The organism is Microbulbifer maximicatervae (SeqCode) (assembly GCF_056231245.1).
On the sequence record NZ_CP174334.1, the window covers coordinates 3,453,345 to 3,478,378 of the forward strand.

The 25,034-nt window shown below is 49.0% G+C and carries 19 protein-coding genes; 4 read left to right on the forward strand and 15 right to left on the reverse strand.

Annotation, left to right across the window (positions count from 1 at the left end; translation table 11 throughout):
• Positions 1–2 precede the first annotated feature (2 nt).
• Complete coding sequence (locus tag ACJJIS_RS15085; protein ID WP_444932583.1) at positions 3–551, forward strand: histidine phosphatase family protein; 549 nt, start codon at positions 3–5, stop codon at positions 549–551.
• Positions 552–593: 42 nt separating this feature from the next.
• On the opposite strand, the gene pepN is transcribed toward ACJJIS_RS15085, so the two are convergent.
• Positions 594–3,245: an aminopeptidase N gene (pepN, locus tag ACJJIS_RS15090; protein ID WP_475708440.1), complete on the reverse strand. Its 2,652-nt coding sequence runs from the start codon at positions 3,243–3,245 to the stop codon at positions 594–596.
• A 496-nt stretch (positions 3,246–3,741) separates the two neighbouring features.
• On the opposite strand from pepN, the gene ACJJIS_RS15095 reads away from it, so the two are divergent.
• The 3 genes from ACJJIS_RS15095 to ACJJIS_RS15105 all read left to right on the forward strand — a co-directional run bounded on the left by ACJJIS_RS15095 (position 3,742) and on the right by ACJJIS_RS15105 (position 7,445).
• Complete coding sequence (locus ACJJIS_RS15095; protein WP_475708441.1) at positions 3,742–6,732, forward strand: intermembrane phospholipid transport protein YdbH family protein; 2,991 nt, start codon at positions 3,742–3,744, stop codon at positions 6,730–6,732.
• Between the two features lie 181 nt (positions 6,733–6,913).
• A complete protein-coding gene (locus ACJJIS_RS15100; protein WP_282931815.1) occupies positions 6,914–7,108 on the forward strand; it encodes a YnbE family lipoprotein in 195 nt (64 codons plus the stop codon).
• Between the two features lie 10 nt (positions 7,109–7,118).
• On the forward strand, positions 7,119–7,445 hold the full coding sequence (locus ACJJIS_RS15105; RefSeq protein WP_282931814.1) for a YdbL family probable chaperone protein: 327 nt from the start codon (positions 7,119–7,121) through the stop codon (positions 7,443–7,445).
• Between the two features lie 92 nt (positions 7,446–7,537).
• On the opposite strand, the gene rpoS is transcribed toward ACJJIS_RS15105, so the two are convergent.
• From rpoS to ACJJIS_RS15175, 14 genes are all read right to left on the reverse strand, one after another.
• A complete protein-coding gene (gene rpoS / locus ACJJIS_RS15110; protein WP_413664895.1) occupies positions 7,538–8,584 on the reverse strand; it encodes an RNA polymerase sigma factor RpoS in 1,047 nt (348 codons plus the stop codon).
• A gap of 199 nt (positions 8,585–8,783) precedes the next feature.
• Complete coding sequence (locus tag ACJJIS_RS15115; RefSeq protein WP_444932580.1) at positions 8,784–9,545, reverse strand: peptidoglycan DD-metalloendopeptidase family protein; 762 nt, start codon at positions 9,543–9,545, stop codon at positions 8,784–8,786.
• A 194-nt stretch (positions 9,546–9,739) separates the two neighbouring features.
• A complete protein-coding gene (locus ACJJIS_RS15120; RefSeq protein WP_444932579.1) occupies positions 9,740–10,702 on the reverse strand; it encodes a DUF368 domain-containing protein in 963 nt (320 codons plus the stop codon).
• The gene (locus ACJJIS_RS15125) at positions 10,699–11,370 is read right to left on the reverse strand and encodes a protein-L-isoaspartate(D-aspartate) O-methyltransferase (protein ID WP_444898140.1); all 672 of its coding nucleotides are present in this window, start codon (positions 11,368–11,370) and stop codon (positions 10,699–10,701) included. Before ACJJIS_RS15125 ends, ACJJIS_RS15120 begins: the two co-directional genes overlap by 4 nt.
• A 54-nt stretch (positions 11,371–11,424) precedes the next feature.
• Complete coding sequence (gene truD, locus ACJJIS_RS15130; protein ID WP_282931809.1) at positions 11,425–12,387, reverse strand: tRNA pseudouridine(13) synthase TruD; 963 nt, start codon at positions 12,385–12,387, stop codon at positions 11,425–11,427.
• Positions 12,380–12,865 carry a 2-C-methyl-D-erythritol 2,4-cyclodiphosphate synthase gene (gene ispF / locus ACJJIS_RS15135; RefSeq protein ID WP_444915902.1) on the reverse strand — a complete coding sequence of 162 codons (486 nt, stop codon included), beginning with the start codon at positions 12,863–12,865 and terminating at the stop codon, positions 12,380–12,382. The genes truD and ispF overlap by 8 nt, the downstream gene beginning before the upstream one ends.
• A complete protein-coding gene (ispD, locus tag ACJJIS_RS15140) occupies positions 12,865–13,584 on the reverse strand; it encodes a 2-C-methyl-D-erythritol 4-phosphate cytidylyltransferase (RefSeq protein ID WP_444905991.1) in 720 nt (239 codons plus the stop codon). The genes ispF and ispD overlap by 1 nt, the downstream gene beginning before the upstream one ends.
• Positions 13,581–13,868, reverse strand: coding sequence for a septum formation initiator family protein (locus tag ACJJIS_RS15145; RefSeq protein ID WP_282931806.1), 288 nt, complete (start codon positions 13,866–13,868; stop codon positions 13,581–13,583). The genes ispD and ACJJIS_RS15145 overlap by 4 nt, the downstream gene beginning before the upstream one ends.
• 95 nt (positions 13,869–13,963) lie before the next feature.
• The gene (gene eno / locus ACJJIS_RS15150; RefSeq protein WP_444898143.1) at positions 13,964–15,250 is read right to left on the reverse strand and encodes a phosphopyruvate hydratase; all 1,287 of its coding nucleotides are present in this window, start codon (positions 15,248–15,250) and stop codon (positions 13,964–13,966) included.
• A 143-nt stretch (positions 15,251–15,393) separates the two neighbouring features.
• A complete protein-coding gene (gene kdsA, locus ACJJIS_RS15155) occupies positions 15,394–16,239 on the reverse strand; it encodes a 3-deoxy-8-phosphooctulonate synthase (RefSeq protein ID WP_444905992.1) in 846 nt (281 codons plus the stop codon).
• Positions 16,240–16,296: 57 nt separating this feature from the next.
• A complete protein-coding gene (gene pyrG, locus ACJJIS_RS15160; protein ID WP_252085084.1) occupies positions 16,297–17,931 on the reverse strand; it encodes a CTP synthase in 1,635 nt (544 codons plus the stop codon).
• A gap of 125 nt (positions 17,932–18,056) precedes the next feature.
• Positions 18,057–19,367, reverse strand: coding sequence for a tRNA lysidine(34) synthetase TilS (tilS, locus tag ACJJIS_RS15165; protein ID WP_475708442.1), 1,311 nt, complete (start codon positions 19,365–19,367; stop codon positions 18,057–18,059).
• A gap of 1,065 nt (positions 19,368–20,432) precedes the next feature.
• Positions 20,433–23,024, reverse strand: a complete 2,592-nt coding sequence (locus ACJJIS_RS15170) for a glycoside hydrolase family 3 protein (RefSeq protein WP_475708443.1) — start codon at positions 23,022–23,024, stop codon at positions 20,433–20,435.
• A gap of 387 nt (positions 23,025–23,411) precedes the next feature.
• Positions 23,412–24,743, reverse strand: a complete 1,332-nt coding sequence (locus ACJJIS_RS15175; RefSeq protein WP_475708444.1) for a sugar MFS transporter — start codon at positions 24,741–24,743, stop codon at positions 23,412–23,414.
• Positions 24,744–25,034: the final 291 nt, after the last annotated feature.

The window sequence follows — 25,034 nt, forward strand, 5'->3', positions numbered from 1 at the left end:
AGATGGCAAGAATTTTTTTAATCAGGCATGGAGAAGCAGCGAAAGGGGAGCACATCCCCGATCCAATACTCACAGACGAAGGTTACAAGCAGGCAGAAGAGCTAGCCCTAAAACTTTCCACACTCGAGAAAGTTCAATTAATAAGCAGCCCCAAACTCCGTGCACAACAAACAGCAAAGCCCTTGGCCGAAGTTTGGGATATAGAGGTTGTGATTGAAAATGCAGTGACGGAAATACCTACACCAGAGGAAATACCCAAAGCTCAACGCCTAACCTGGTTACGAACATTACTTACTGGAGAGTGGGACCCCTGCGACAGAGAACAAAAAGATTGGCGCGATGGAATAATCAGGTATTTGGAAAGTCTTTCAGAGGATACCTTTATCTTCTGCCATTTTATGGTCATCAATTCAGTTGTTGCACATATCCGTAACCACCAAAAAGTACAACAGTTTAGGCCCGACTACACTTCAATCACTGAGCTAAAAAATGATGGAACCAAGCTACATTTAGTCCAGCTAGGCGAGGAAAAAGATAACAAAGTTCTATAAGAAGATGGGGTATGTGCAGCATACCCCAAACAGGCATTTATTTTAAATCAAGCTTTTGCTAACCACCTCAAACAAATCCTTAGATAGGTCTCCCGAATCAGCAACCCTTTGCAGGGCAACTTTCATCTTCTCACCCAGGCTACCAGAGTATTTTTTCCAACGTGTGATCGGTATAACCAGCCTTGCTGAAATTTGTGGATTTAGCTTGTCCAAGGCCAGAACCTGATCGGCAACAAACTCAAACCCGCTACCATCGCTCTTATGGAATTGCTTAAAATTACGATTAGCAAAACCACCTATTACAGACCTTACTTTATTGGGGTTTTTCATTTCAAAAGCAGGGTGATCCATAAGTGCACGAATATTTTCCAATGTACCGCGCTTGGGACTACAACTCTGCTGACTCAGCCATAGTTCTACGACTTGAGTATCGGTTCTCCAGCGCTCATAAAATTGCTCAATCAACCCCCTGGCTCGGTCTTCCGGTGCATGATTAATAATAACAGCGAGAGCCGCCGCACTATCTGTCATATTACTAGCGTTCTCAAACTGAACCTGGGCTATATTTAACGCCTCCTCAGTTTCTGTTATGCACATATAGGATAAACAGGTATTTTTAAGTCGTCTTTGCGCAATATCTAACGCATTCGGGCTATAGGGCTTAGTCGTATTCAATTCCAGATAGCGCTTGCGAAATTCATCAAATAATTCACCTGCAATTACCTTCCTTACAAAATCCCTCGCAACAATTATTGCTTCCGCATCAATAGATGATGACTCTTCAGCGATAAACTGCTCACTGGGCAATTGCAAGATCTCTGCGACCAGCGCTAGATCGAGATCAACATCCTGTAAAACCTCTTTATAAGCACTGATTAAACTTGGTTGTACCTGTAGTTCCTCACCTTTACGAAAAGCCACCTGAAGCTCATACAAAGCATTTAATGCTAGGCGCTGACTTGCATCCCAGCGGTTAAACGTGTCCTTATCCTTTCTCATTAAAAACTGAAGCTGCTCATTACTATAGTTGTACTTTATTTTTACTGGAGCAGAGAAGCCCCGCAGCAATGAGGGTAAAGGCTTCTTTGTAAGTCCGGAAAACTCAAAAGATTGCTCATCTTCTGTTAACTGTAAAACAGTTTCAGTATCACCCTGCTCATTGAGTACAAGCTCTGCGCCATCAGCCCCCAGCAATCCAATTCTTATTGGTAAGTGGAAAGGTAACTTCTCTTCCTGACCCGGCGATGAAGGGCAAGACTGGCGAATAGCTAGCCTATAAGTGCCATCAGTTTCATTAAAGCTATCTGTCACATCAAGTATCGGCGTGCCTGCTTGGCTATACCAGTTGCGGAATTGCTTCAGTTCAACCTTGTTAGCATCTTCCATCGCCTTGACGAAATCTTCACAGGTTACCGCGCAGCCATCGTGCCGCTGAAAGTACAAGTCACTTCCTTTGCGGAATCCTTCTGCACCTAAGAGTGTATGAATCATCCGTACAACTTCCGCACCCTTTTCATAAATTGTCAGAGTGTAAAAGTTTGAAATTTCTATATAAGAATCTGGCCTGATAGGATGGGCCATAGGGCCGGCATCTTCAGCAAACTGGGTAGTACGCAAAAGGGATACATCTTCAATACGCTTAACCGCTCGGGAATTAAGGTCAGCGGAGAACTCTGCATCACGAAATACGGTAAAACCTTCCTTCAGACTCAACTGAAACCAATCCCGGCAGGTGACCCGATTACCGGACCAATTGTGAAAGTACTCATGCCCTACAATAGACTCGATCCGCTGAAAAGCTGAGTCCGTCGCTGTTTCTGGGCTAGCGAGCACGCAGGCCGAATTGAAAATATTCAATCCTTTGTTTTCCATAGCCCCCATATTGAAATGATCAACAGCAACAACCATAAAGATATCTAGGTCATATTCCCTTCCGTAAGTTTCCTCATCCCAACGCATCGCATTTTTAAGGGATCGCATAGCATGATCACACTTCCCAATATTTTTCGCTTCCGTAAAGATCTGCAACTTAACCTTTCTACCAGAGGCTGTTGTGAAGCTATCTTCCACATGCTCCAAATCCCCGGCTACCAACGCAAATAAGTAAGCCGGCTTGGCAAATGGATCTTCCCAAGTTACAAACTGACGACCATCTTCATATCTACCTTTCTCAATTTCATTGCCGTTGGAAAGTAGTACCGGGTGGTCCATCGGCGCGACGATGGTGGTGGTAAATTTGGACATAACATCCGGCCGATCAGGATAGAAAGTAATTTTTCTAAATCCTTCAGCTTCACATTGAGTGCAATACATACCATTAGAGAGATATAATCCCTCTAAAGATGTGTTTTCCTCCGGATTTATCCGATTGCGGATTTCCAGCAGAAATTCTGGTTTCTCTACAGGGATAGACAGGCCCTCAGGTAGAACCTGATAATCAGATGTAGATAACAAAACTCCATCCAAAGAAACCGAAAGTAATTCCAGCTCAACACCATCCAGCACTAAAGGCGGCAGCCCTGCGTCCGCTTGCGGATTTCTGCGAATATTCAAACGAGATTTGACCAAAGTTGCCTTGGGTTCCAGCTCAAAATGTAAATCAGTAGCATCCACCAGGTAATCTGGTACTTGATAGTCTTTCAGGTAAATGGTCTTTGGCTGGCTATCATTCATTATTGAAACACCTTCAGTCATTCTATGCCCTTCCGGGGCAGTATGAATTCGATTAATTGGACCAACAATATCGTTACCCGGGCTAATACTATTTATCACCCAAGTTAAAAACCGGACTATAGCTTCCCAGCGCGATTGGTGCCACGCATAGATAAGTTAGATTAATACTTGCCCTTGCAGCCTTGCCCACCGGCACTCTTGGCACATCTGCCCCCACAGACGTGGCGGCAACAGCGGCGGAGAAGCTAAAAACTATCAGTACAACCATTCATATAGATAAAAACTATTAATTAATGGTCGATTATCTATCTACATAAAGCACTTATTGTCTGCCCCACCCCTTAGCACAGTAGATACTCATCAACATGGCGAGAAATTGCAGCAAGTATAATTATCCAATCTGGTAAACTCCCCATAAGGTAGAAGTAAGGGATTAAAGTATTCCTACTCCGCCCTTTTGTAACGAATAATAGATTTAAGTTTGAACTAATCTCTTGCGAGAACTCCGAGGTTCAGTGTGCGTAAACTCCGTATATCCATCATAACCCTATCTTGTTTTTTAGCTGCGCTCATAGCAGCTAGCTGGTGGAAAAAGGATATCGTTGCTTCTCAGCTAATCAATATTTTCTCAGGAGAGGTAGTTATTCAGGAGCTGACAGGACTACGACTGGGTTTTAAAGAAGTTTCGATCCAGGAAGTTCGCCTAAAGTCCAGTGTAAATAGCATTATCCTCCTTGAGGGAGTAAAAATTGTCTATCCTTTCCATATTATTTATGACCGAGATAACACTCAAAAAATTGAACTATCAATAGAGAAGCTAACCAGGAGCATGGAAGCTGAAGATATCGTTACCAAAGCCCATATCAACGAGCAGCTCCCGGAAAATAATGTCAAGACAAGTAATACATTATCGTTAAGTGCCCTAAGCCAAAGTCTAACCCGCTTTTTGCCAGGCAAGATATCCGTTAAGCAAATAGTACTCGATGGCCAATTGATTGGCGGCCCACTAAATATAGCTCGCGACAACACAAAAATTCATGCCGAAACTCCCCTTAAACACCCCCAGTTTGGCGAGATTAATTTATATTTTGAGGCTTTTTTAGGTTTGTCAGAAATCAAACTAAAACCCAGAATACTAACTAACAACTCAAAGATTCTGTCTGAATCTGATATAACTATTGCTAAACTAGAAACTGACACATGGGTTTTAAACAGTGAACTTGTATCAGAGCTGGAATCTATAGCCCCACTGATAGAGATATTTGAACCTAAAGCTAGCTCTACAACTAAGCCGACAGTATCAGGCAAAATTATAGCTACCACCGCGATTAGCTTGCCAGACAATCTGCTATCCATTTCAAGCTACCGAGAAATTGACATTCAACTTAATGGCAATAACCTAAAGGCCACAATCCCATACGCTCAACTAAACTCCAATATAAAAGCCCAATTATCTATAAGCAATCCAATAAAAATAACACTTGAATCACTATTTCCATTTAAACCTCGACATATCAAGGGGAGTGGCGAGCTTGATATAGCTTTAGGTACTGATAAAAACACCAATACCCCGCTATTAAGTGCGGACTTTAGCTCGAGCACATCGACGACATCTCCCGAATTAGATATCGAAGGTACTTTTCATCTAACAAGTGCAAATACTATAGTTAATTCCCCCCTATATCTCAGGCACTTGCCAGCACTACCTATAGATAGTGTTAATGGAGATGTGGCATTTAAGGGTAAACTTCAACTAAGTTCGCTTAACAATATTAACTCTCCAGAAGTAAATAGCTTTCAATTAGAATTAATACCAAACCAAACTATTCAATTGGATATTTCAGCTCCCACATCAGGGAAAAACTCGCCTTTAATTACTACCGGATTACATCAAAGCAAGATTCAGGCAAGCATTAAAGATCTTATCTCCATTACAGGTGACCTGACCAATCCCAACAAAAGAGATATTGAGGTCGAACAAGGATCTCTAACTGCAACAATACAAGGCTCCAATGGGGACTCGACAGTACAGTTAACCGCTAGCGGCATACAATGTCACTTCTCTGATATCAGTGCCTGTAACTTTGAGCTGAAGACAAAGGTACCCCAACTTTATGAGCGGGCCAGAGAATTAGCAGTTACCAATCTGAGCTCAACGGCCAAGGCAAAGATTGAAAGCAATCTTAAAGGTCAAAAATTCACGCTAGAGAGCATTAAAGTATCTGGAGAAAAAATAGCAACCAAAACATTGGCGGCTGACAGAGTAAACTTAGATATACCAACAGTACACTGCGAAGTAACAGAACCTACAATCTGCACTCTCCCAGAAATAAGCAGTCAGTTTGGAATTATCAACACCGAGCAATTTTCCCTTTCTGGAGACCTCAATTTTCTTGATAGTATCGTTACCATCAAAAATGGTGCTGCAGCGCTGGACAGTGAATTTAATAGTAACAATTTAGAGATTGAGACATCGGAAAAGTACAAGGTTAACTCTTCAGCCAAAGGCAAGCTATCCCTGCAACACAATAAGCTAACAAGTCATAGTCAAATTAAAGCAGGTGCAATTAAAATTGATTTAAGCGGCTCTTACGACTTATCAAAATCCTCAGGTGGAGTTGAATTTTCCGTTCCTGAAGTTACCTTTAGTACGGATCGCTCTCTAAACGATACGATCCAGGGGCTTCCCCTCAATATCGTCTCGGGCAGACTTTCTGCCGGTGGTTCTGTGTCTTTGCACCCCCGGTCCAAAGATAGTATCCATGTTTCATTGGACGATATTGCAGCAACCTATAAGGATAGTTTTGCCACCGGAATCAGTGGAGATCTAAAAGTAGAAAACGAAGATGGGCACTGGATCACACCTACACCATACTCACTATCGATAGCATCTATTAACGCGGGTTTACCAGTAAAAAATATCCAGTTATCACTGCAACTGGATAAACAGAAAGATATTACATTGCATAATTTTTCTGCTGACTTTTTGCAAGGCAAGGTTACTTCATCAGCCCTTATTTGGAATCTCGCTGAAGAGACTCGAAAAAGCATTGTACATGCACAAGGTATTTCTCTAGAGGCTTTAGCACAGGAGACGGACTCAGAGAACTTTGAGGCCAGCGGGCTAATTAATTTAGAAATCCCCATTGTAACGGGGCCTGAGGGCATCACTGTGGAAGCCGGTCACCTTCAGGGTGAAGCTCCAGGCGGACGCTTGCGCTACTACGGAGCCTTTTCTCCGCAGATGCTGGCAAGCAACCCTCAACTCAAGTTGATAGCCAATGCATTGGAAGATTATGAGTTTCAAACACTGGAAGGCAGCATAGACTATCCAGCCAGCGGAGATCTCCAACTACAGCTAAAGCTGGTTGGGCGAAGTGAGGCTATCGATTCTGATCGAGACCTGGTGATCAACCTGAACCTTGAAAACAATATCCCAGACATGTTGCGCTCATTGCAAGCCAGTCGTGATTTGACTGAAACCCTAGAAAAGCAGCTGGACCAATAGGTCAGGAGTGAAGTAGCCTTTATTGGTATGTACAAGCCTGCTTGGTTCATCACCGGTTAAGGTTGACTCAATAAAATACTTGGGTCTGCCGGCATCCAACTCACCTGCTGAACCAGGCAGGTAACACGGGCTAGGTACAAAAAGTAAAAGGGTACCAAAGAGGTACTGTGAGGAGTGTCAGATGAAAGCCAGCCGACTGATTCCTATGGGGCTGCTATACGCTATGGTTGCTACAGGGTGTACACCCACTGTAGCGGTAAAGGCTCCCAGTGAGCCAATTACAGTAAACCTGAATGTGAAAATTGAGCACGAAATTCGGGTCAAGGTCGACAAGGACCTGGACAACCTGTTTGAAGACAAGGAAGGGATTTTCTAAGGAGGCAAATATGAAGACATTAATGAAAGCCTTTTTGGCACTGAGCTTATTAATCGCCCTGCCTGCAATGGCAATTTCCCTAAATGAAGCCAAAAGTAAGGGCCTGGTTGGTGAAGCCAATAGCGGATACATCGCTATCGTAGATGCCAGCTCACCAGAACTGGAAAAACTGGTCAAAGAAGTGAATGCCAAGCGAAAAGCTGCTTACGCTCGAATCGCTGAGCGCAATAAAATTGATATAGCCCAGGTGGCAACACGCGCCGCTGAAAAGTTGGAAGCCCGCTTGTCACCCGGAGAATACTACCAGGACAACCTGGGACGCTGGGTAAGGAAGTAACTCATAGCCCGAAGACTTCAGCTCAGCAAGAAGAGATGATAAAAAACCCCACAGCCAGAAACTGGCAGTGGGGTATTATCAAGGAGTAGAGGCTACAAATTGCCAAATAGTGAATGCCCGTCGAGCCCCTGCTTCTCCATAACCTCTCTTAAACGTTTCAGTGCATCCACCTGTATCTGCCTGACCCGCTCCCTGGTGAGACCGATTTCACGCCCTACTTCTTCCAGGGTGCTCGCTTCAAAACCGCGCAAACCAAACCGCCTAGAGACCACTTCACACTGTTTGTCAGGTAACTCTCCCAACCAGCGGTTGATGCTGTCAAAAAGGTCCCTGTCCTGTAAAAGCTCTGCTGGGTCAGATTCCTGCTGATCGGGGATGGTATCTACCAAGGTCTTCTCAGAAGAGGGCCCAATGGGAGTATCTACAGAAGTAACCCGCTCATTGAGCCCCAGCATACGCTCGACATCTTCGACTGGCTTCTCAAGGAGGGTCGCAATTTCTTCTGCGGATGGCTCGTGATCCAGCTTTTGCGCCAACTCTCGAGATGCACGCAAGTACACGTTTAACTCTTTCACGACATGGATGGGCAGGCGTATGGTCCGGGTCTGATTCATTATGGCCCGTTCTATCGTCTGACGTATCCACCAGGTGGCGTAAGTGGAAAAGCGAAAACCTCTCTCTGGATCAAACTTCTCAACTGCTCGAATCAGGCCCAGATTGCCTTCCTCAATAAGGTCCAGCAGTGCCAAACCTCGGCTAACGTAGCGGCGAGCAATCTTTACAACAAGGCGAAGATTGCTCTCGATCATTCGTTTTCTTGCCGCAGCATCTCCACGCAAAGCCTTGCGCGCGTAATACACCTCTTCTTCTGCGGTCAATAGGGGGGAGAATCCAATTTCATTGAGATAGAGTTGAGTAGCGTCGAGATTTTTCTGCAAATGGCCATCGCCATCCAATCTACAAACTCTACTTTTCTCTGCCTGGGAGGGTGCGGAACTCTTTTTAGCCGCAGATTTCCGCGTGCGACTAACACCTGCTTCAGTTGAACCTAATTTCTGCTCATCATTTTCAACGTCTAACTCAGGAGGAAAGTCTTCTGCCTGGCCAGCCATAGACTGGTCTTGCCGTTGTGCTTCCATTTCCCCTGCTCCTTGTACTTTGCCAATTTCAGCCGCACAACACACTCGGACATTGATAACACAACTATCAATGCCGCAGGTATGTGGCGACAGCCACTGAATCGGCTGACCCTGGGATGGCCACGATTACAGTGACTACCTCAAGTGGTACTAGTTAAAAGTCCATTTTTATTTGCAGAGCTTTACTGCGGCCGTGAACTTACGGTAAGTAGGCAAGAGGGTCTACTGGCTGACCGTTTTTGCGAATCTCAAAGTGGAGCTTGTTGCGGTCGGTACCACTCGAACCCAGTTCCGCTATCCTTTGCCCCGCCTTTACCCTGCTGCCCTCCTTTACGAGCAACCGGTGATTGTGTGCATAGGCACTGAGGTAAACCTCGTTGTGCTTGACGATCAGCAGCTTTCCATAACCTCTCAAGGCGCTTCCTGCGTAGATCACGGTGCCATCAGCCGCTGCCAGTACAGACTCACCCTTTTCACCCGCGATATCAACTCCCTTACGCAATGGGTCCCCAGAGCGGAAGTGACTAATCACTTTCCCCTTGGCGGGCCAGCGCCAGTTGACCGATCCGCTCCGGCGAGATGCTGTTGATTGGCGCTTTGGGCTTGGTGTTAAAGATTTTTTAGCAGTGGTCGTTTGTGTTGTTTTCGGTTTAGCTTTTGCGACTGGCGCTTTTTGCTTCTTTTGCGTGCCGGCAGTGCTCTTGGTTGGCACTGAACCCGTCAGCCTGATTCTCTGCCCAGGATATATTTGATAAGGGGAGCGGATACCATTTATCGCCGCCAATTGGCGAAAATCCTTGCCGTAACGCCAGGCTATCGAATAAAGGGTATCCCCTTTACCTACCGTGTGGTGGGTAATTTTGATACTCGGGGGCTGGCGTAGGGAGCTTGAGGGAGCCTTATGGCTGGAACAGGAGGAAACGGCCTGCAGCAGAACCAGCAAGCCTAATATTTTAAACACCCCCCACAAACAATGACCGATTTTAGGGAGTTTGTTCCGCCAACATCGGCGCTCAAGAGGTTGCAAAAGATGACATTCCATTATTCTCTTTTTACATCAGACCACGGCATTTATGGAAAAAGTGTCTAAAGAAAAGCTCCAAAAATCTCTGGAAAAGTTTGATAAAACGCTGCCATACCGAGATTTTCCAGATCTTATTGCGGAGTGGCGCAAGACTTCTCTCTGTGCACCTTGCCAAAGAAGTCTACAGCGAGAACTAAGAGCGCTGCCACTAGAGCCGCAACAATTGCGCCCCCCAAATGAGCACTGTCGCCGGTTTGCTCGACATAAGTTAGCGGAGAAGTGTTGGATAGCAAAGGGGCCAATTTGCTTGATGCTTCGATTTCCCCGGACATTGGCAGTTTCCAGGGCCAAATAATCTTCAAACTACCCAACAAAACCCCGGCAAGAAATGCCAGTGTCCTAGCTACATATTTGTGCATCAGCCAAGACAACAAGCGACTGAAGAGCATCAGCCCTATTGCCGCCCCTGCCGCAAAGCACAATAGGTTTGAAATTTGGAGTTCATGAACTGCAGCTAAAACCTTGGGGTATATCCCGATTAATAACAGCAGGAAAGCGCCGGAAATTCCCGGTAGTGCCATCGCACATATTGCCAAAGCACCTGATAAAAACAGCGTAAGTGGAGTTGCCGGTATCTCCGAAGGCCGCATCTCACTCACTGTTACTGCAAGCGCAATACCCAGTGCGAGAAAAACCAAAACAGATGGCGACCACCGGGGGATATTTCTCACAATGGGAACAATTGAGGCGAGAACCAAACCGAAAAAGAAAGACCACACAACAATTGGATAATTTTGCAGTAAGCCACTAATCAGGTGGGCCAAGCTAAAAACGCTCAACAATACCCCAAGGAAAAGAGAGAGCAGAAAGCTCCCATTAATATAGCGCCAAGTGGATAGAAACCCCTCCTTCCGCCACACTGTAATACAATGCGGGCCTATTCGACTGAGGGAGTCCAAAAGCTCCTGGTAGATGCCGGTAATAAAGGCAATAGTTCCCCCGGAAACACCGGGTACCACATCGGCAGCCCCCATTGCCATTCCCCGCAGAAGTACTCCGGGGTAGCGACTTTTTAGAACCTCAGTAAATCTCATCGAACCACGCCACCGAGTAAAGGCACGAAACGTACCGCTTCCAACTTTTCCACATCAAACTTATTACTATCCTCACGACGAGTCACCATCGTCAGGTATTGTTGCTCAGCCCCCACCGGAATTACCAGAACCCCATTGGGAGCCAGCTGTTCTCGCAGCTCATCAGGAATCATTGCAGGTGCTGCTGCAGCCAGGATTGCATCGTAAGGACCCTCGTCTTTCCAACCAAAGCCCCCATTGCTGAGCTTGTACTCTACATTGCTATAACCCAGCTCCCCCAACCGATGGCGAGCGGTTTCCAATAGAGGTTCGACACGCTCGACGGAATAAAGTTGTTCGACCAAGCGAGCAAGAATGGCCGTTTGGTAGCCAGAGCCCGTACCCACTTCCAGAACTCGGTGTAGAGACTTGGCTCTACTCAGTAGGAGTTCAGTCATACGGGCGACAATGTATGGCTGGGAAATAGTTTGGCCATACCCTATGGGCAAAGCAGTATCTTCATAAGCCCGAATAGCCAGGGCCTCATCCAAAAAGAGGTGTCGAGGTGTAGATGCCATTACATCTAGTACCTCCTCGTTGGATATCCCCTCTTCCCGCAATCGCTGGATCAAGCGATTACGGGTTCGCTGGGAAGTCATCCCCAGACCTTCTTGTCTCAAGCGATCCATATTCTTTTCTTGTCCATGATTTGTGCAACAGTGCCAGTCACCTAAATACAAATTTTATGTGCACTGTTTAACATTGACCAGCTGAGCTATCTCCCGTAGCAAAGCCGTAGCAAAAGTACCCGGTGGCAAGGCAAATTCGACGATTAAATGATCACCTTCCCACTCATAGCGAAATGCCTCCGGGGATAAAATCATGGCCCGGCGCTCCTGGCTAAGACCGCAGTGCTCCAGCCAGTTGCACCAAGGCTGCCACGGGGACAACACTTGCTCTTCCAACTGCCCCAGGGCATCCGTTGACAGGTTTCTGCCACGCCCCCAAAGAGGCCCGGTTGGGTAATCTTCAGGCTCTCCAACGAGAGGGCTCTGCCAGGTTCCGGTGTTAACTCGTTCAGCCAAAACCTGGTTGAACAGCCAGCTACGGGCAGCAGACATGGCAAAAGCCTTTTCGCTTTTGCGGCAGCGACCGTCTTCTTCAGCTAAGTTTTTTGCCAAGCTAAGGTTATTGCCATCAATCCCAAAGCGCTGTTCACCGAAGTAATTGGGCACCCCTTTGGGAATCAGCTGAAGTACTTCTTCTGCTTTGTCCCGGTCACCTTCTACATTGCGCAGCCGAATCTTGAAGCGATTCCCCATATGCTCGCCACGACGCAACTTGCGTGGTCCCCGGAAGGCCTGGAGCAATGAAATCTCATCGCTGTTTATTTGCGACCAGTCTGCTTCTGGCTTTTGTCCGAGCCATACACTGAACCATTGAGTGGTAACAGCATGTCGGTCTTTCAAGCCATAAAAGCTGACATCCCGGCTTTGCACCCCAGCTAACTTCGCCAATTCCTTGGCAACCCAGGCGGTATTTGCCCCGCGCTTTTTAACCTGCAAGTAAACATGCTCGCCATCTTTATCAGCCGGCGGCATAGCCAGTTCATCGACAATAAAATCTTCTGGTTCTGTGCGAAAATCGCCAGAAATTACCGCACCCCCAAGCGCTCGGGGCCAATCCAGGTTCCAAACTTCAGACATCTTTGCGCTCTAATAAAACAGTAGCTTGCGCGGCGATACCCTCACCGCGACCAGTAAATCCAAGCTTTTCTGTAGTGGTTGCTTTGACACTGACCGCATCGCAATCAACACCACAGTCAGCGGCAATATTGACTCGCATTCCATCGATATGCGGAGCCATTTTGGGGGCCTGGGCAATCAACGTCATATCCACATTAACCAGGCGATACCCTTTACTATCGATTAATCCAACAACATGTCGAAGCAGGTTTCTACTATCCGCTCCGGCAAATTGTTCATCGTTATCGGGAAAGTGTTTACCGATATCTCCCAGGGCCAGAGCACCCAGTAAGGCATCCGATAGGGCGTGCAGTAAAACATCCCCATCAGAATGAGCTACCAAACCATACCCATAGGGGATTTGTACTCCTCCGAGCACTACATGATCACCAGGGCCAAATGCGTGCACATCAAAGCCCTGGCCTATTCGAAAACTCACTATCGCTTATCCTCAGTCGGGGAGTAGCGCAGACGTAAAATAGTTTCTGCAATTATGATATCGGCGGGGTGCGTCACTTTAATATTGTCACTATCACCCGTTACCAATTGCGGTGAATGGCCAAAAAACTCCAGTGCGCTGGCTTCATCGGTTACAGCAACCCCTTGCTCCAGGGCTTTACCAAGGCATGAGTGCAAAGTGCTGAGAGGGGCACGTTGCGGGGTTTGCGCCAACCAAATACTTTCGCGGTCAACCGTTTCTTCCACACAGGCTACACCGCCAGTCATATGACTGCGCTTTAATGTGTCGCTTGCGGGGCGCGCCAAAAGTGCCATCGGTGAGACTTCGTCACTGAGTAAAGCGCAAATATCGCGCTCAGACACACAGGGTCGTGCAGCATCGTGGACTAAAACCGGAGTATCGCCGCTTTCTCGCCCCGCCAGGAAATCCAGGGCGGACTGAACAGAGTCTGCTCTCTCAGCTCCACCAATGACGGTGTGTACCAAGGGGTGGTTTGCTTCTTTCAGGTGAGGGAAGTAGGTATCCTGCTCCGATAGCGATACTACAACGCCAGCCAAACCTGGCCACCCAAGAATATTTTTTAAAGTCAGGGATAGCAGTGGTCGCCCGAGCAATGGCAGGTACTGTTTCGGGCGATCAGCCCCCATACGTTTGCCAACGCCGGCAGCGGGTACAATGACCCAATAATCCTTAATCAATTTTCAGCCTCTTCCTTATCCAGGAAGATAAACAGTGTTTCCCCTTCCTTGATCAGTCCCAGGTCATAACGGGCTTTCGCTTCCACACCATCAGTGCCAACTTTCAAACTGCGAACTTCCCTGAACAGTTGACGGTTTTCCCGCACCAGCGCGATATTTTTTTCTTGCTGTTGGGCTAATTGACGCTTGAGACGGGTAACTTCGGCGAGACTACCTTCACCAACCCAAAGTCGGTACTGGGTGGCGAGGAGCATAATGGTGAGTATTGCCAGCAGCCATTTCATACGAGATTACGATATTTCGCTTGTTCGTATTTATAGTACTACAAAGAGGGGCTGGCCCCTCTTTGTAGTACTTGCACGCTAATTCAAATAATGGATTACTTGAATTCAGCGCGGCCGCGATAAGGAGCGGAGCCATTCAGCTCAGCTTCGATGCGCAGCAGACGGTTGTACTTGGCTACGCGGTCTGAGCGGCAAAGGGAACCGGTCTTGATTTGACCAGCAGCAGTCGCAACCGCCAGATCCGCAATAGTGGTATCTTCGGTCTCACCGGAGCGGTGAGAGATCACAGCGGTGTAGCCCGCATCTTTAGCCATTTTGATCGCATCCAGAGTCTCGGACAGGGAGCCGATCTGGTTGAACTTGATCAAGATAGAGTTACCGACACCTTTCTCGATACCTTCTTTCAGGATCTTGGTGTTGGTTACGAACAAGTCGTCGCCTACCAGCTGTACTTTTTCACCAATTTTGTCGGTGAGAACTTTCCAACCGTCCCAATCACTCTCGTCCATACCGTCTTCGATAGACAGGATCGGATAGTTGGCGGACAGATCGGCCAGGTAGCTGGCAAAACCTTCGCTATCGAACTGCTTGCCTTCGCCAGCCAGATCGTACTTGCCATCTTTGTAGAACTCGGAAGAAGCGCAGTCCAGAGCCAGGGTAATGTCATCGCCCAGGGTGTAACCGGCCTTTTCTACCGCTTCAGCGATGACTTTCAGTGCCGCTTCGTTGGAAGGCAGGTTCGGAGCAAAGCCACCTTCATCGCCAACTGCAGTGTTCAGGCTGTTGCTGGACAGTACTTTTTTCAGGGAGTGGAAGATCTCAGCACCTTGGCGCAGAGCTTCAGCAAAAGATTCAGCCTTAACCGGCTGAACCATAAATTCCTGGATATCCACATTGTTGTCAGCGTGTTCGCCGCCATTAAGGATATTCATCATCGGTACCGGCATGGAGTACTCGCCCGGAGTGCCGTTTACCTCAGCAATGTGCTGATACAAAGGGATTTTTTTGGAAGCAGCAGCTGCTTTAGCGGCAGCCAGGGAAACCGCCAAAATAGCGTTGGCGCCGAAGTTCGCCTTATTTTCAGTGCCGTCGGCATCGATCATCGCCTTGTCCAGGGCGCGCTGATCAGTAGCATCCATACCCTTGAGCAGGTCAGCGATAGTAGTGTTGATATTTTCAACTGCTTTCAGGACACCCTTACCCAAGTAACGGCTTTTATCGCCATCGCGAAGTTCCAGCGCTTCACGGGAGCCAGTGGAGGCACCGGAGGGGGCGCAGGCGGAGCCAATAGAACCATCCTCCAGGATTACATCGGCTTCAACGGTAGGGTTACCGCGAGAATCCATTACTTCAAAGGCTTTAACAGCGACAATCTTGCTCATTTACAATGGGCTCCGTATTGGTACTTACTGAAAATAGGTTTTCGTAAATCAGACTTTACGCACTTTTTGCTACAGCGCTCAGGCCAGATAGCAGAGGGGAAAGTGCCGCACGCCCGATCAGGGCGCGCAAAAATATTTCTTTTTTATTTCGTATCCAGCGGCTCAAAACCTTTGATCAGGTCATCTACCGCTTTCATCTGCGCCAGGAATGGCTCCAGCTTTTCCAGTGGCAATGCACTGGGGCCATCACACAATGCTTTGTCTGGATTCGGGTGTGCTTCCAAGAACAGGCCGGCAATACCGATAGCCAAACCTGCGCGGCCCAGCTCAGTGACCTGTGCACGGCGACCACCAGAGGCTGCACCGGAAGGATCGCGCATTTGCAGTGAGTGGGTAACGTCAAAAATCAGCGGCGCACCACCGGAGGCATTGATCATGGTGCTGAAGCCCAGCATATCCACAACCAGGTTGTCGTAGCCAAAGCAGGCTCCGCGCTCACACAAAAGAATATTTTCGTTGCCGCACTCAGCAAATTTCTCCACCACATTTTTAACTTGCGGGGGGCTCATAAACTGGGGCTTTTTAACGTTGATCACTGCACCAGTCGCTGCCATAGCGGTGACCAGATCAGTCTGGCGGGCCAGGAAGGCCGGCAGCTGGATAATATCCACGACTTCGGCAACCGGAGCAGCCTGATGTACTTCGTGGACATCGGTAATCAAGGGAACCTTAAAGGTGTCTTTGATTTCCTGAAAAATCTTCAGGCCCTCTTCCATTCCCGGTCCGCGATAGGAATTGATGGAAGAGCGATTCGCCTTGTCAAAAGACGCTTTAAAAACATAGGGAATACCCAGTTTTTCAGTGACTTTTACATAGTGCTCAGCCACCTGCATCGCCAGGTCGCGGGATTCCAATACATTCATACCGCCAAACAGCGCAAAGGGCTTATCGTTGGCGACCTGGATATTTCCGACTTCAATTGTTTTCACAGTTTACTCCCTGTTATCTCCGCCTCAACTAACTTAGAGCTAAGGCGGAATTATTTTTTAACCCTGGTTTTCACGCTGCTTCATTGCGGCGGCAACAAAGCTTTCGAACAGCGGATGGCCGTCGCGCGGGGTTGAAGTAAATTCCGGGTGGAACTGGCAAGCAACGAACCAGGGATGGTTCGGCAATTCAACCATTTCTACCAGGGTATCGTCTGCAGACCAGCCGCCAATTTTCAAACCGGCTTGCTGCAGGCGATCAACGTAGTTGTTGTTCACTTCGTAGCGGTGGCGGTGGCGCTCTACAATGACGTCTGCGCCGTAGATATCGCGAGCCTTAGTGTCTTTAGCCAAGCGACACTCCTGGCCGCCCAAGCGCATGGTGCCGCCCAGGTCGGACTGCTCATCGCGCTTCTCGATATTGCCTTCGCTATCGATCCACTCTGTGATCAGGCCAATAACAGGGTGCGGGGTTTTAGTATTGAATTCAGTGCTGTTGGCACCTTCGAGGCCGAGCACATTGCGCGCGAACTCGATAACCACAGACTGTAAACCGAGGCAGATGCCCAGGTAAGGAATATTGTTTTCACGAGCGTAGCGAACAGATTCAAGCTTGCCCTCTAAACCGCGCTCACCAAATCCACCGGGAACCAGGATTGCATCGGCATCCTTGATCAGGTCAATACCGTTCTCACCCTCAACGTCTTCAGCGTTGATAAAGTCGATATCCACTTTGCAGCGATGCTTGATACCCGCATGGGTCAGGGACTCGATCAGGGACTTATAGGCATCCAGCAACTCCATGTATTTGCCGACCATGGCAATTTTCACTTCGTGCTGCGGGTTCAGCTTGCCATCGACCACTTCGTCCCACTCGGAAAGGTCTGGTGCCTGGCATTCCAGCTGCAGTTTTTCCACAACGATATCGTCGAGGCCGTAACTGTGCAGAAGACGCGGTACGCCGTAGATGGTCTTGGCATCGGGCAGCGGTACAACAGCGCGCTCTTCAACATTGGTGAATAGTGCGATCTTGCGGCGGGAGTCCTCATCGATCTCGCGCTCGGAACGGCACAGCAGAATATCCGGCTGCAAGCCGATAGAACGTAACTCTTTAACAGAGTGCTGAGTCGGCTTGGTCTTGGTTTCACCAGCAGTGGCAAGGAAAGGCACATAGCTCAGGTGGATCAACAGGGCGCGATTGGTGCCCATTTCCACACGCAGCTGACGCACAGATTCCAGGAACGGTTGGGATTCGATATCACCTACGGTGCCACCGATTTCAACAATAGCGACGTCGACATCGCGGCCACCTTCTACAACGCGGCGCTTGATCTCATCGGTAATATGGGGGATCACCTGTACGGTGCCACCCAAGTAGTCACCACGGCGCTCTTTGCGCAGTACGGTTTCGTACACGCGGCCGGTGGTGAAGTTGTTACGCTTGGACATCCGGGTACGGATAAAGCGTTCGTAGTGACCCAGGTCCAGGTCAGTCTCGGCACCATCCTCGGTGACATACACCTCGCCGTGCTGGAAGGGACTCATGGTACCCGGGTCTACGTTGATGTAGGGGTCCAGTTTGAGGATGGTAACCTTGAGGCCGCGGGCCTCGAGAATGGCGGCCAAAGAGGCGGAGGCGATACCTTTCCCCAACGAGGAAACCACGCCACCAGTTACAAAAATATAGCGCGTCATGCAAAACCTTGGTCAGTTGAGCGCTCGATGAATGTCGAGCTTACAGGGCTGGCCCGGGCGGATAATCCAGCTTCTCCCGGTGCCTTTTAGACGGGGCGCCAGGGTAGCAGAAACCCCCTTAACACTCAATCGAAAAACCGCCAGCCGGGTGGTTCATCCGGGATGGCGCAGCCTGCTTTGCATGAAAAGAGCCCCGCGACAGCCACCAGATCATCCCCCAAAAATACCAATGGGACACGATCCCTGAGCCAGGGCTCTAGAGCCCACTCCTGCAAGAGCTTCTTAAGCGTTTGTGACCTGGAGCGATTTACCGGGTGCGCACGCTCCCCTCCTTTGCGATAACACACTCGATAATCGCCCACTGGCCAATCCGACAAGGGCCGAAGAATGCCACCCGCTGGCAGAGTGAGATTAGAGCGGCCATCCCAGTGCCAACTTTTATCGGAGTTATTGGCAATTGGCGCCAGCTCAGGGGTCAGGTAAAGGCGATTCCGAAAACGTCGTACCACTCGCCCACCCATATTAACTTCAAGCTGTGCGTCCTCTGCAGCATGAGTCACCTGGAAAAGCGCCTGATTTAATAGGGCTGACTCTGGCGGCTGCCCCCCTTGGCCCAATACCCAATGCCGCATAAGGTTTTTACGGCGCCCCTCACTAAGGCTGAAGAAGCGAGGCAGGGCCAGACTTTCGCCAAATCGCTCCGCCTTTAAATCAGCCTCCTCCAGGTCAGCAAGTGCCAACTCAGACAGTAAGTCCGCAGACTCCCTCAGGTTCTCCGCTGCCCGAGCGATCTGGCGACTCGCTCCCCAACGCTGGTTGAGCAGTGGCACAACTCGATGCCGAAAAAAATTACGCTCCAAGGCCTCATCCGCATTGCTGTCATCTTCAATCCAGCTCAATCCGTGAGCCTCAGCCCACTGCTCTAGCTCTTTTCGCCCCGCTCCGAGTAGAGGGCGCAGTAAGTACTTATTATCTCCGATAGTTCGGCTTTCGGACATGCTGGCCAATCCCAACACGCCCGCGCCCCGCATTAAGCGCAGCAGGAAAGTCTCAGCTTGGTCATCCGCGTGGTGACCGAGAAGAATTTGATCACCTTCGGACATCACCTGATTGAAGGCCGCATATCTCGCCCGGCGAGCCCCCTGCTCCAATCCGCCATCTTTGTAATCAACAGTAACCTGGATGGCTGTAAAGGGTACCGCCAGATTTTCAGCAAACTCTTTACAGTGAGCCAGCCAAATGTCCGCATTTGCATTTAGGCCATGGTGAATATGAAGTGCACGCACGGGAATCTGGCAAGTTACCAGAAGGTGCAGGAGAACAGTGGAGTCCAGACCACCAGAAAACCCCACCCACAACTGGCCGCTGGCAGGGTGGGACTGCAGTATATTCTTTATCAGAGGTGGGAGTTTTTCGCTGGGATTTACATTTTTCACGGGGAGTTAAACAAAGTCTAAGCTCCAATCAGTATACCGCCAATAGACCAGAATGCAGATAGAAGAAAGCCCCCACAACTTCAGGCGCGCCAAGACCGCAATATTAAATAGAGGGTCACTAATGGTTAAATTTCACACAAAGGCTTTACCTTACTCTTCAAGAACAAATTACCTAACTCCTCAATTGCCTCTGCTAAAACGATTCGCTAGTCGCATATAAAAACCCAGAAAATTAGATGAAATTAATCTTGGAGAAGTTTACTTTAGGATTAGGGGCACTAACCTAAATTATACCCTTGTAATAAAAGTGATACTTTCCGACTACCGCCAATACCAACTCCCATCAAAACTGTGCCAAAAGAAGAAGGTTATTTTTTCTCAGTCGACTTATAGCTAACACTCACAATCTCCATTCCACGAATATTTAAACCCACAAAATTTAACCATTCGCTCTAATCTCCGAATAACCAATGAACATCATCTACTTTTCCGCGTTCACCTTTAACAAAAAATAATCTGCGGGTATGTAAATCAGCCCTTTCATTTGACTGCCAATTTAAAAACCCAACATGATAAATTCGGAAATTGACAATCAAACACCAAAAAGAACTCCACAGCCACACAGCTAAAGCAAATACTTTTAGCGCTACAGCTATGTAAAAAGGACTGTCATGCAGTTTTAGCTAGAGGACTTGTTAGACTTGAAGGAGAGGTAGATTTATCGTGGGATAACGCTATCCAATATACTAAAAAAGGAGAGGGAAATAATACACTGCACTCGGGACCCTATGAGGCATGGATGCCGATTGGGAGCTTACAGGGATGTATTCACAGCATGTCTCGAGTGAAGTGTATTCTTTCCTTCCACCCCAGTAGTAAATCTATGGGATAAAAGAAATAGTAATATCTGGAAAGAAGAGATTGGCGGGCAAAGAAGTGCCAACGGGATAGAACATCACACTGGCACCGTTCCTGTGAGAACAAATTGTTTCAGCCGCTAACCGGAACCAAAAAACAAGCTCCGGTTAGAACTGAGGGTAATTAGCCCTTTAAGTGTGTTGTAACTTAACCGTCACAACGAATATCAGCAGATACTCCAGCTTCCGGGGTCAACTTAACGTTGGCAACCGCAATAGCCATCGGAGCTTCACTCTCCAAGCCAAAGGCACTAAACACCTTGCCGAAGTCCGCACCGGCTTTTACAAAACACTGCAGATCTACAGAAACCCGAGTCCAGCTTTTCTGCTCCATGGATTTCAGCGCAGACTCCAGCGGTACCTTGGCAGAACAGCCATCACCACAGTTCATGGTAGCCACCACTGGCTTTTCAATTGGCTGATCGACACGGATATTCAGTGTCAGCGCAGATTTCTCTTCCAGGTAGACATTCAGGTCCTGCATATATTCAGCAGACAACTGAACTGCACCAGGGCGCAGGCCTTTCCAGGTAATCAGTCGAGCATCTTCCTGGGAAGACATATCGATGGAGCTGACAGTGATATTTTTATCGTCTCCGCTAACCGCGAAGTTACCGTGTACAGGTACAACCTCTGCCCCAGCTTCAGCGATATTCAACACCCAGGGAGCTTGCGGGCGGGATACCAACAGCCAGGCTTCTTCCAAACCGCCACCGGCACTGGATTCACTGGTCTCCGGCAATTCGTTACCCACCAGGGATTCCTGTTCAGCAGCCAGGCCATAGCCCAACTCAAACAGTGGCTCGTAATTCTCGTGGTAAGGATTCAGGACATTCTGATAGCTGTGCATTGGCCAGCTGAATGGCAGCTTGCCGGTAAAGTCGTAACGGGCTTCCCCATCGGCGCCTTTAATCAGCACATCTGCAACACCAGCACCTTCAGAGCCAGGCAGCCAGGCAGCAACAAAGGCATCGGATGCATTCAATTCACTGTTAATCCAGAGAGGACGGCCTGAAAGGAAAACGCTCACTACCTGAACACCCTGCTCACGCAGTTTTTTCAGCAACGCCAAATCCTTCTTGTTACCGCGCTGGTATTCCAGGTTGGTAATATCGCCGTGCCACTCTGCATAGGGCTCTTCGCCAAATACAACAATAGCAATCTTGGGTGCCTTACCATTGGCAAAAGTAGCATCTGAGAAGCTGCCATCCGCACTCAATACCGCTTCACCGCCAGCGGCTTTAACCGCCGATGAAATACCTTCAAAGATTGAAGTCGCACCGGGGAAGTCTGCGCGCGTGTTGCCGGTACCCTGCCAGGAGATCGTCCAACCACCACTCTGCTTGGACAGGTTATCCGCACCATCGCCGGCAACCAGAATATTCTGGTCCGCAGCCAATGGCAGCAGCTGGTCGTTGTTTTTCAGCAACACCAGGGATTTGCGTACCGCTTCACGAGCGATTGCCCGATGCTCCGGGTTGCCCAGGATGCCGTCTTTGCCTGCCAGCGGCATATTGCGGTCAAACAGACCTGCGCGGATCTTCACTCGCAGGATACGGCGAACAGCATCATCGATGCGTTCTGCACCGATTTCACCGCTCTTGGCCTGGGCCAGGGTGTTGTTGTACAGGGCTTTCCAGTCCGCCGGCACCATAAACATATCGAGGCCGGCATTAATCGCCGCTGCACAGCTCTCTACGGTGCAACCGGGCACGAAACCGTGGCCATTCCAGTCGCCCACAACAAAGCCATCAAAACCGAGGCGCTCTTTCAGAACGGTGGTCAGAAGGTATTTGTGGCCGTGGAGTTTTTCACCGTTCCAGCTATTGAATGAAGCCATCACGGTCTGTACGCCAGCCGGCAGAGACGTCAGGTAACCCGCCGCATGGACCTCTGCCAGTTCTTTTTCCGGAACCGCGTTATCACCTCGGTCAATTCCTCGATTCGTACCACCGTCACCGACAAAGTGCTTGGCAGTGGCAACCAGGTTTTCGCCGCGCAGGAATTCAGCGCTGGATTTTTCGCCCTGGAGCCCCTTCACCATTGCCTCGGCATAATCCGCAACAATCTTGGGATCTTCGGAATAGCTCTCGTAAGTTCTGCCCCAGCGGTCATCGCGGACTACCGCGACGGTAGGAGCGAAAGTCCAATCGATACCGGTCACCGCCACTTCACGGGCGGTGGCGCTGCCAATACGCTCAATCAGCTCCGGGTCTTGGGCGGCACCCAGACCAATATTATGCGGGAACAGGGTCGCACCGATCACATTGTTGTGACCGTGAACCGCATCGGAACCCCAAATCAGGGGAATCGCAACACCGCCATCGGAAGTGTCCATAGAAGCCTTAAAGAAGGCGTCAGAAAGGGCCAACCAGTCTTGCGGCGTGGCAAACTTATCGTTGTTCGGGAAGGCGCCACCACCATTCAATACGGAACCCAGGTGATAGGTCTTCACATCTTCAGGAGTAACGCTGCGGATTTCCGCCTGGATCATCTGACCCACTTTCTCTTCCAGAGACATGCGGGACATGATTTCAGTGATTTGGGCTTCCAGCTTTTCATCGCGCGGTAAGGCTGGCTTGAGTTCAGGCCAGTTGTCGATGCCCTCGGCGGCACTGGTGCCAGTGTCGGCCTGCGCTTTATCGGCTTTTGGCTCAGTTTGTTGGCTCTCGGAATGACACCCGGCGAGCACAGAAGCACAGAGCACAAAGCCCAGCGAAAATCGCTTACTAAAATTCACGAATAACTCCCAAAATTATTCCACGCTTGTTAACTGGCTCTACGAGTTGCGCTCAGACAAACTTCAGAGGAAATATCTCCAAAGCCCTACACCCAGCGCGACCTACTATCGCCATATTTATTATGCCGCACATCACCTGCCCCGGCAGTTGTGCACGGTCTGCCTCCACCGAGCTGAAATATTAGAGATAACTCCAGATCCAGCTCTCGTCGGAATCAAGTTCTGCTAATGCCGTATTCACCGATCGGCCATAAAACTGAGTCATGGCTACCCAGTGGGCACAGTTCGCAATGACAACAAATTGCAGTACTTGTCTCTACAGGCCAATAGAAATCCGATGGGCTGGTCCAAATTGCAGACAAGGCGGAAAGGATAAATGAGAAGGTTCTACTCCACTGCGCTACCGCGCAGGGTTCGTGAAAAAGCGCCGTAATAAACGATATAGCAGTAACACACCAGAGGCACCAAAAATGAATACTGTATACCGGCGCTATCAGCCAGCATTCCCTGGAAAAGAGGAATAATTGCACCACCTACAATTGCCATGCATAAGATACCGCTACCCTGGCTGGTATGTTTGCCCAGCCCGCGCAAAGCCAGGCTGAATATCGTCGGGAACATAATCGAGTTGCACAAGCCCACTGCAACTATGGACCAGACCGCGATCGGGCCTGACGTCATCATCGCGATTGCTATAAGTACCACCGAACCCAGGCCACAAACCGCCAGGGTTTTTCCAGCAGAGACAAAGCGCAGCAAAAAGGCCCCGGCAAAGCGCCCAATCATCGCTCCGCCCCAGTAATAAGAGACATACTTTGACGCTTCAAAAGGTGCCATCTTTGCCACTGATGGTTCACCAAAGAAACTCACCAGAAAACTGCCAATAGCCACCTCCGCACCCACATAGGCAAAAATACCTACAGCCCCCAGGGTCAAGCGGGGGAAACGCCACAGAGAAAACACATCGTGACCATCCGCTCCTCCACCCTGTTGGTGCTCGGGAATAGCCGGCAACCTGATCCAGGAAAAGAAAGCGACCATCACCAGTAGAAGCACTGCTAACCAGAAATAAGGGGTCTCAACCAAAGCCGCTTCGCGGGCCCTGAACTCAATAATACTCGCCGCTGTATCCGGGTCAGCGGAAATAGTAAGCCCCGCAAAGAAAACTGCGCCGCCAATCACCGGTGCCAAGGTAGTTCCCAGGGAGTTAAAAGCCTGGGTCAGATTCAGTCGACTGGGCGCCGTGCGAGCACTGCCCAGCGCGATAACATAGGGGTTTGCAGAAACCTGCAGCAGGGTAATCCCGGAAGCCAGAACAAACAGCCCCAGCAAAAACACTTCGTAGATTTGTAGGCGGGCAGCGGGGATAAAGACCAGACAGCCCGCACAAGCCACCAAAAGCCCGAGCACCAGACCAAGCTGATAACCAACCCGCCTCAACAACATGCCTGCCGGCACAGATACCAGAAAATAGGCGGCAAAAAAGTAAAACTGCACCAAGACAGCCTTGGTGTAACTCAACTCAAAAACATTTTTTAAGTGTGGCACCAGCACATCGTTCAGGCCGGTAATAAATCCCCAAATCAGAAATAGGGACGTAAGTGCAATTAAGTTGATATAACGCGGGGCAACGCCGGCCGCTACTCCGGCACGGGCATCAGTGTCATATTTAGCCATCTCGCTCGAGGAGAACCCCGATTCGGGCAACATCTGGCTCATCGGAAACCGATCCCCAAATCTAAACTATTTCTTTCTAGCGGTAGGTCCATTCACCCGGAATTTTTTCCGCCACCACATGATTTTGCGCAAAAGTTAGTATCACCTTTGCGACTGTGGATTCATTCAAGCCGTTAAAGGCCCTGCACATTTTTACCACAATTAACGGCAACTACCTATCTACTCAACCAAATTTCAAATTACCGTTTTTGACCAGATAGACAATCTAATAGTGTCGAGCTGGATAAACAGAAGTACCACTGAACTTTAGCCTCAAAGAAGTCCGGGCTGATT

What these genes read in the sequence shown, in the direction of transcription:
- eno (WP_444898143.1), bottom strand. Translation starts at nt 15,250, where the DNA reads ATGAGCAAGATTGTCGCTGTTAAAGCCTTTGAAGTAATGGATTCTCGC.
- ACJJIS_RS15175 (WP_475708444.1), bottom strand. Translation starts at nt 24,743, where the DNA reads ATGAGCCAGATGTTGCCCGAATCGGGGTTCTCCTCGAGCGAGATGGCT.
- ACJJIS_RS15100 (WP_282931815.1), top strand. Translation starts at nt 6,914, where the DNA reads ATGAAAGCCAGCCGACTGATTCCTATGGGGCTGCTATACGCTATGGTT.
- truD (WP_282931809.1), bottom strand. Translation starts at nt 12,387, where the DNA reads ATGTCTGAAGTTTGGAACCTGGATTGGCCCCGAGCGCTTGGGGGTGCG.
- ACJJIS_RS15120 (WP_444932579.1), bottom strand. Translation starts at nt 10,702, where the DNA reads ATGAGATTTACTGAGGTTCTAAAAAGTCGCTACCCCGGAGTACTTCTG.
- pepN (WP_475708440.1), bottom strand. Translation starts at nt 3,245, where the DNA reads ATGACTGAAGGTGTTTCAATAATGAATGATAGCCAGCCAAAGACCATT.
- rpoS (WP_413664895.1), bottom strand. Translation starts at nt 8,584, where the DNA reads ATGGAAGCACAACGGCAAGACCAGTCTATGGCTGGCCAGGCAGAAGAC.
- ACJJIS_RS15105 (WP_282931814.1), top strand. Translation starts at nt 7,119, where the DNA reads ATGAAGACATTAATGAAAGCCTTTTTGGCACTGAGCTTATTAATCGCC.
- ACJJIS_RS15145 (WP_282931806.1), bottom strand. Translation starts at nt 13,868, where the DNA reads ATGAAATGGCTGCTGGCAATACTCACCATTATGCTCCTCGCCACCCAG.
- ACJJIS_RS15125 (WP_444898140.1), bottom strand. Translation starts at nt 11,370, where the DNA reads ATGGATCGCTTGAGACAAGAAGGTCTGGGGATGACTTCCCAGCGAACC.
- ACJJIS_RS15085 (WP_444932583.1), top strand. Translation starts at nt 3, where the DNA reads ATGGCAAGAATTTTTTTAATCAGGCATGGAGAAGCAGCGAAAGGGGAG.
- pyrG (WP_252085084.1), bottom strand. Translation starts at nt 17,931, where the DNA reads ATGACGCGCTATATTTTTGTAACTGGTGGCGTGGTTTCCTCGTTGGGG.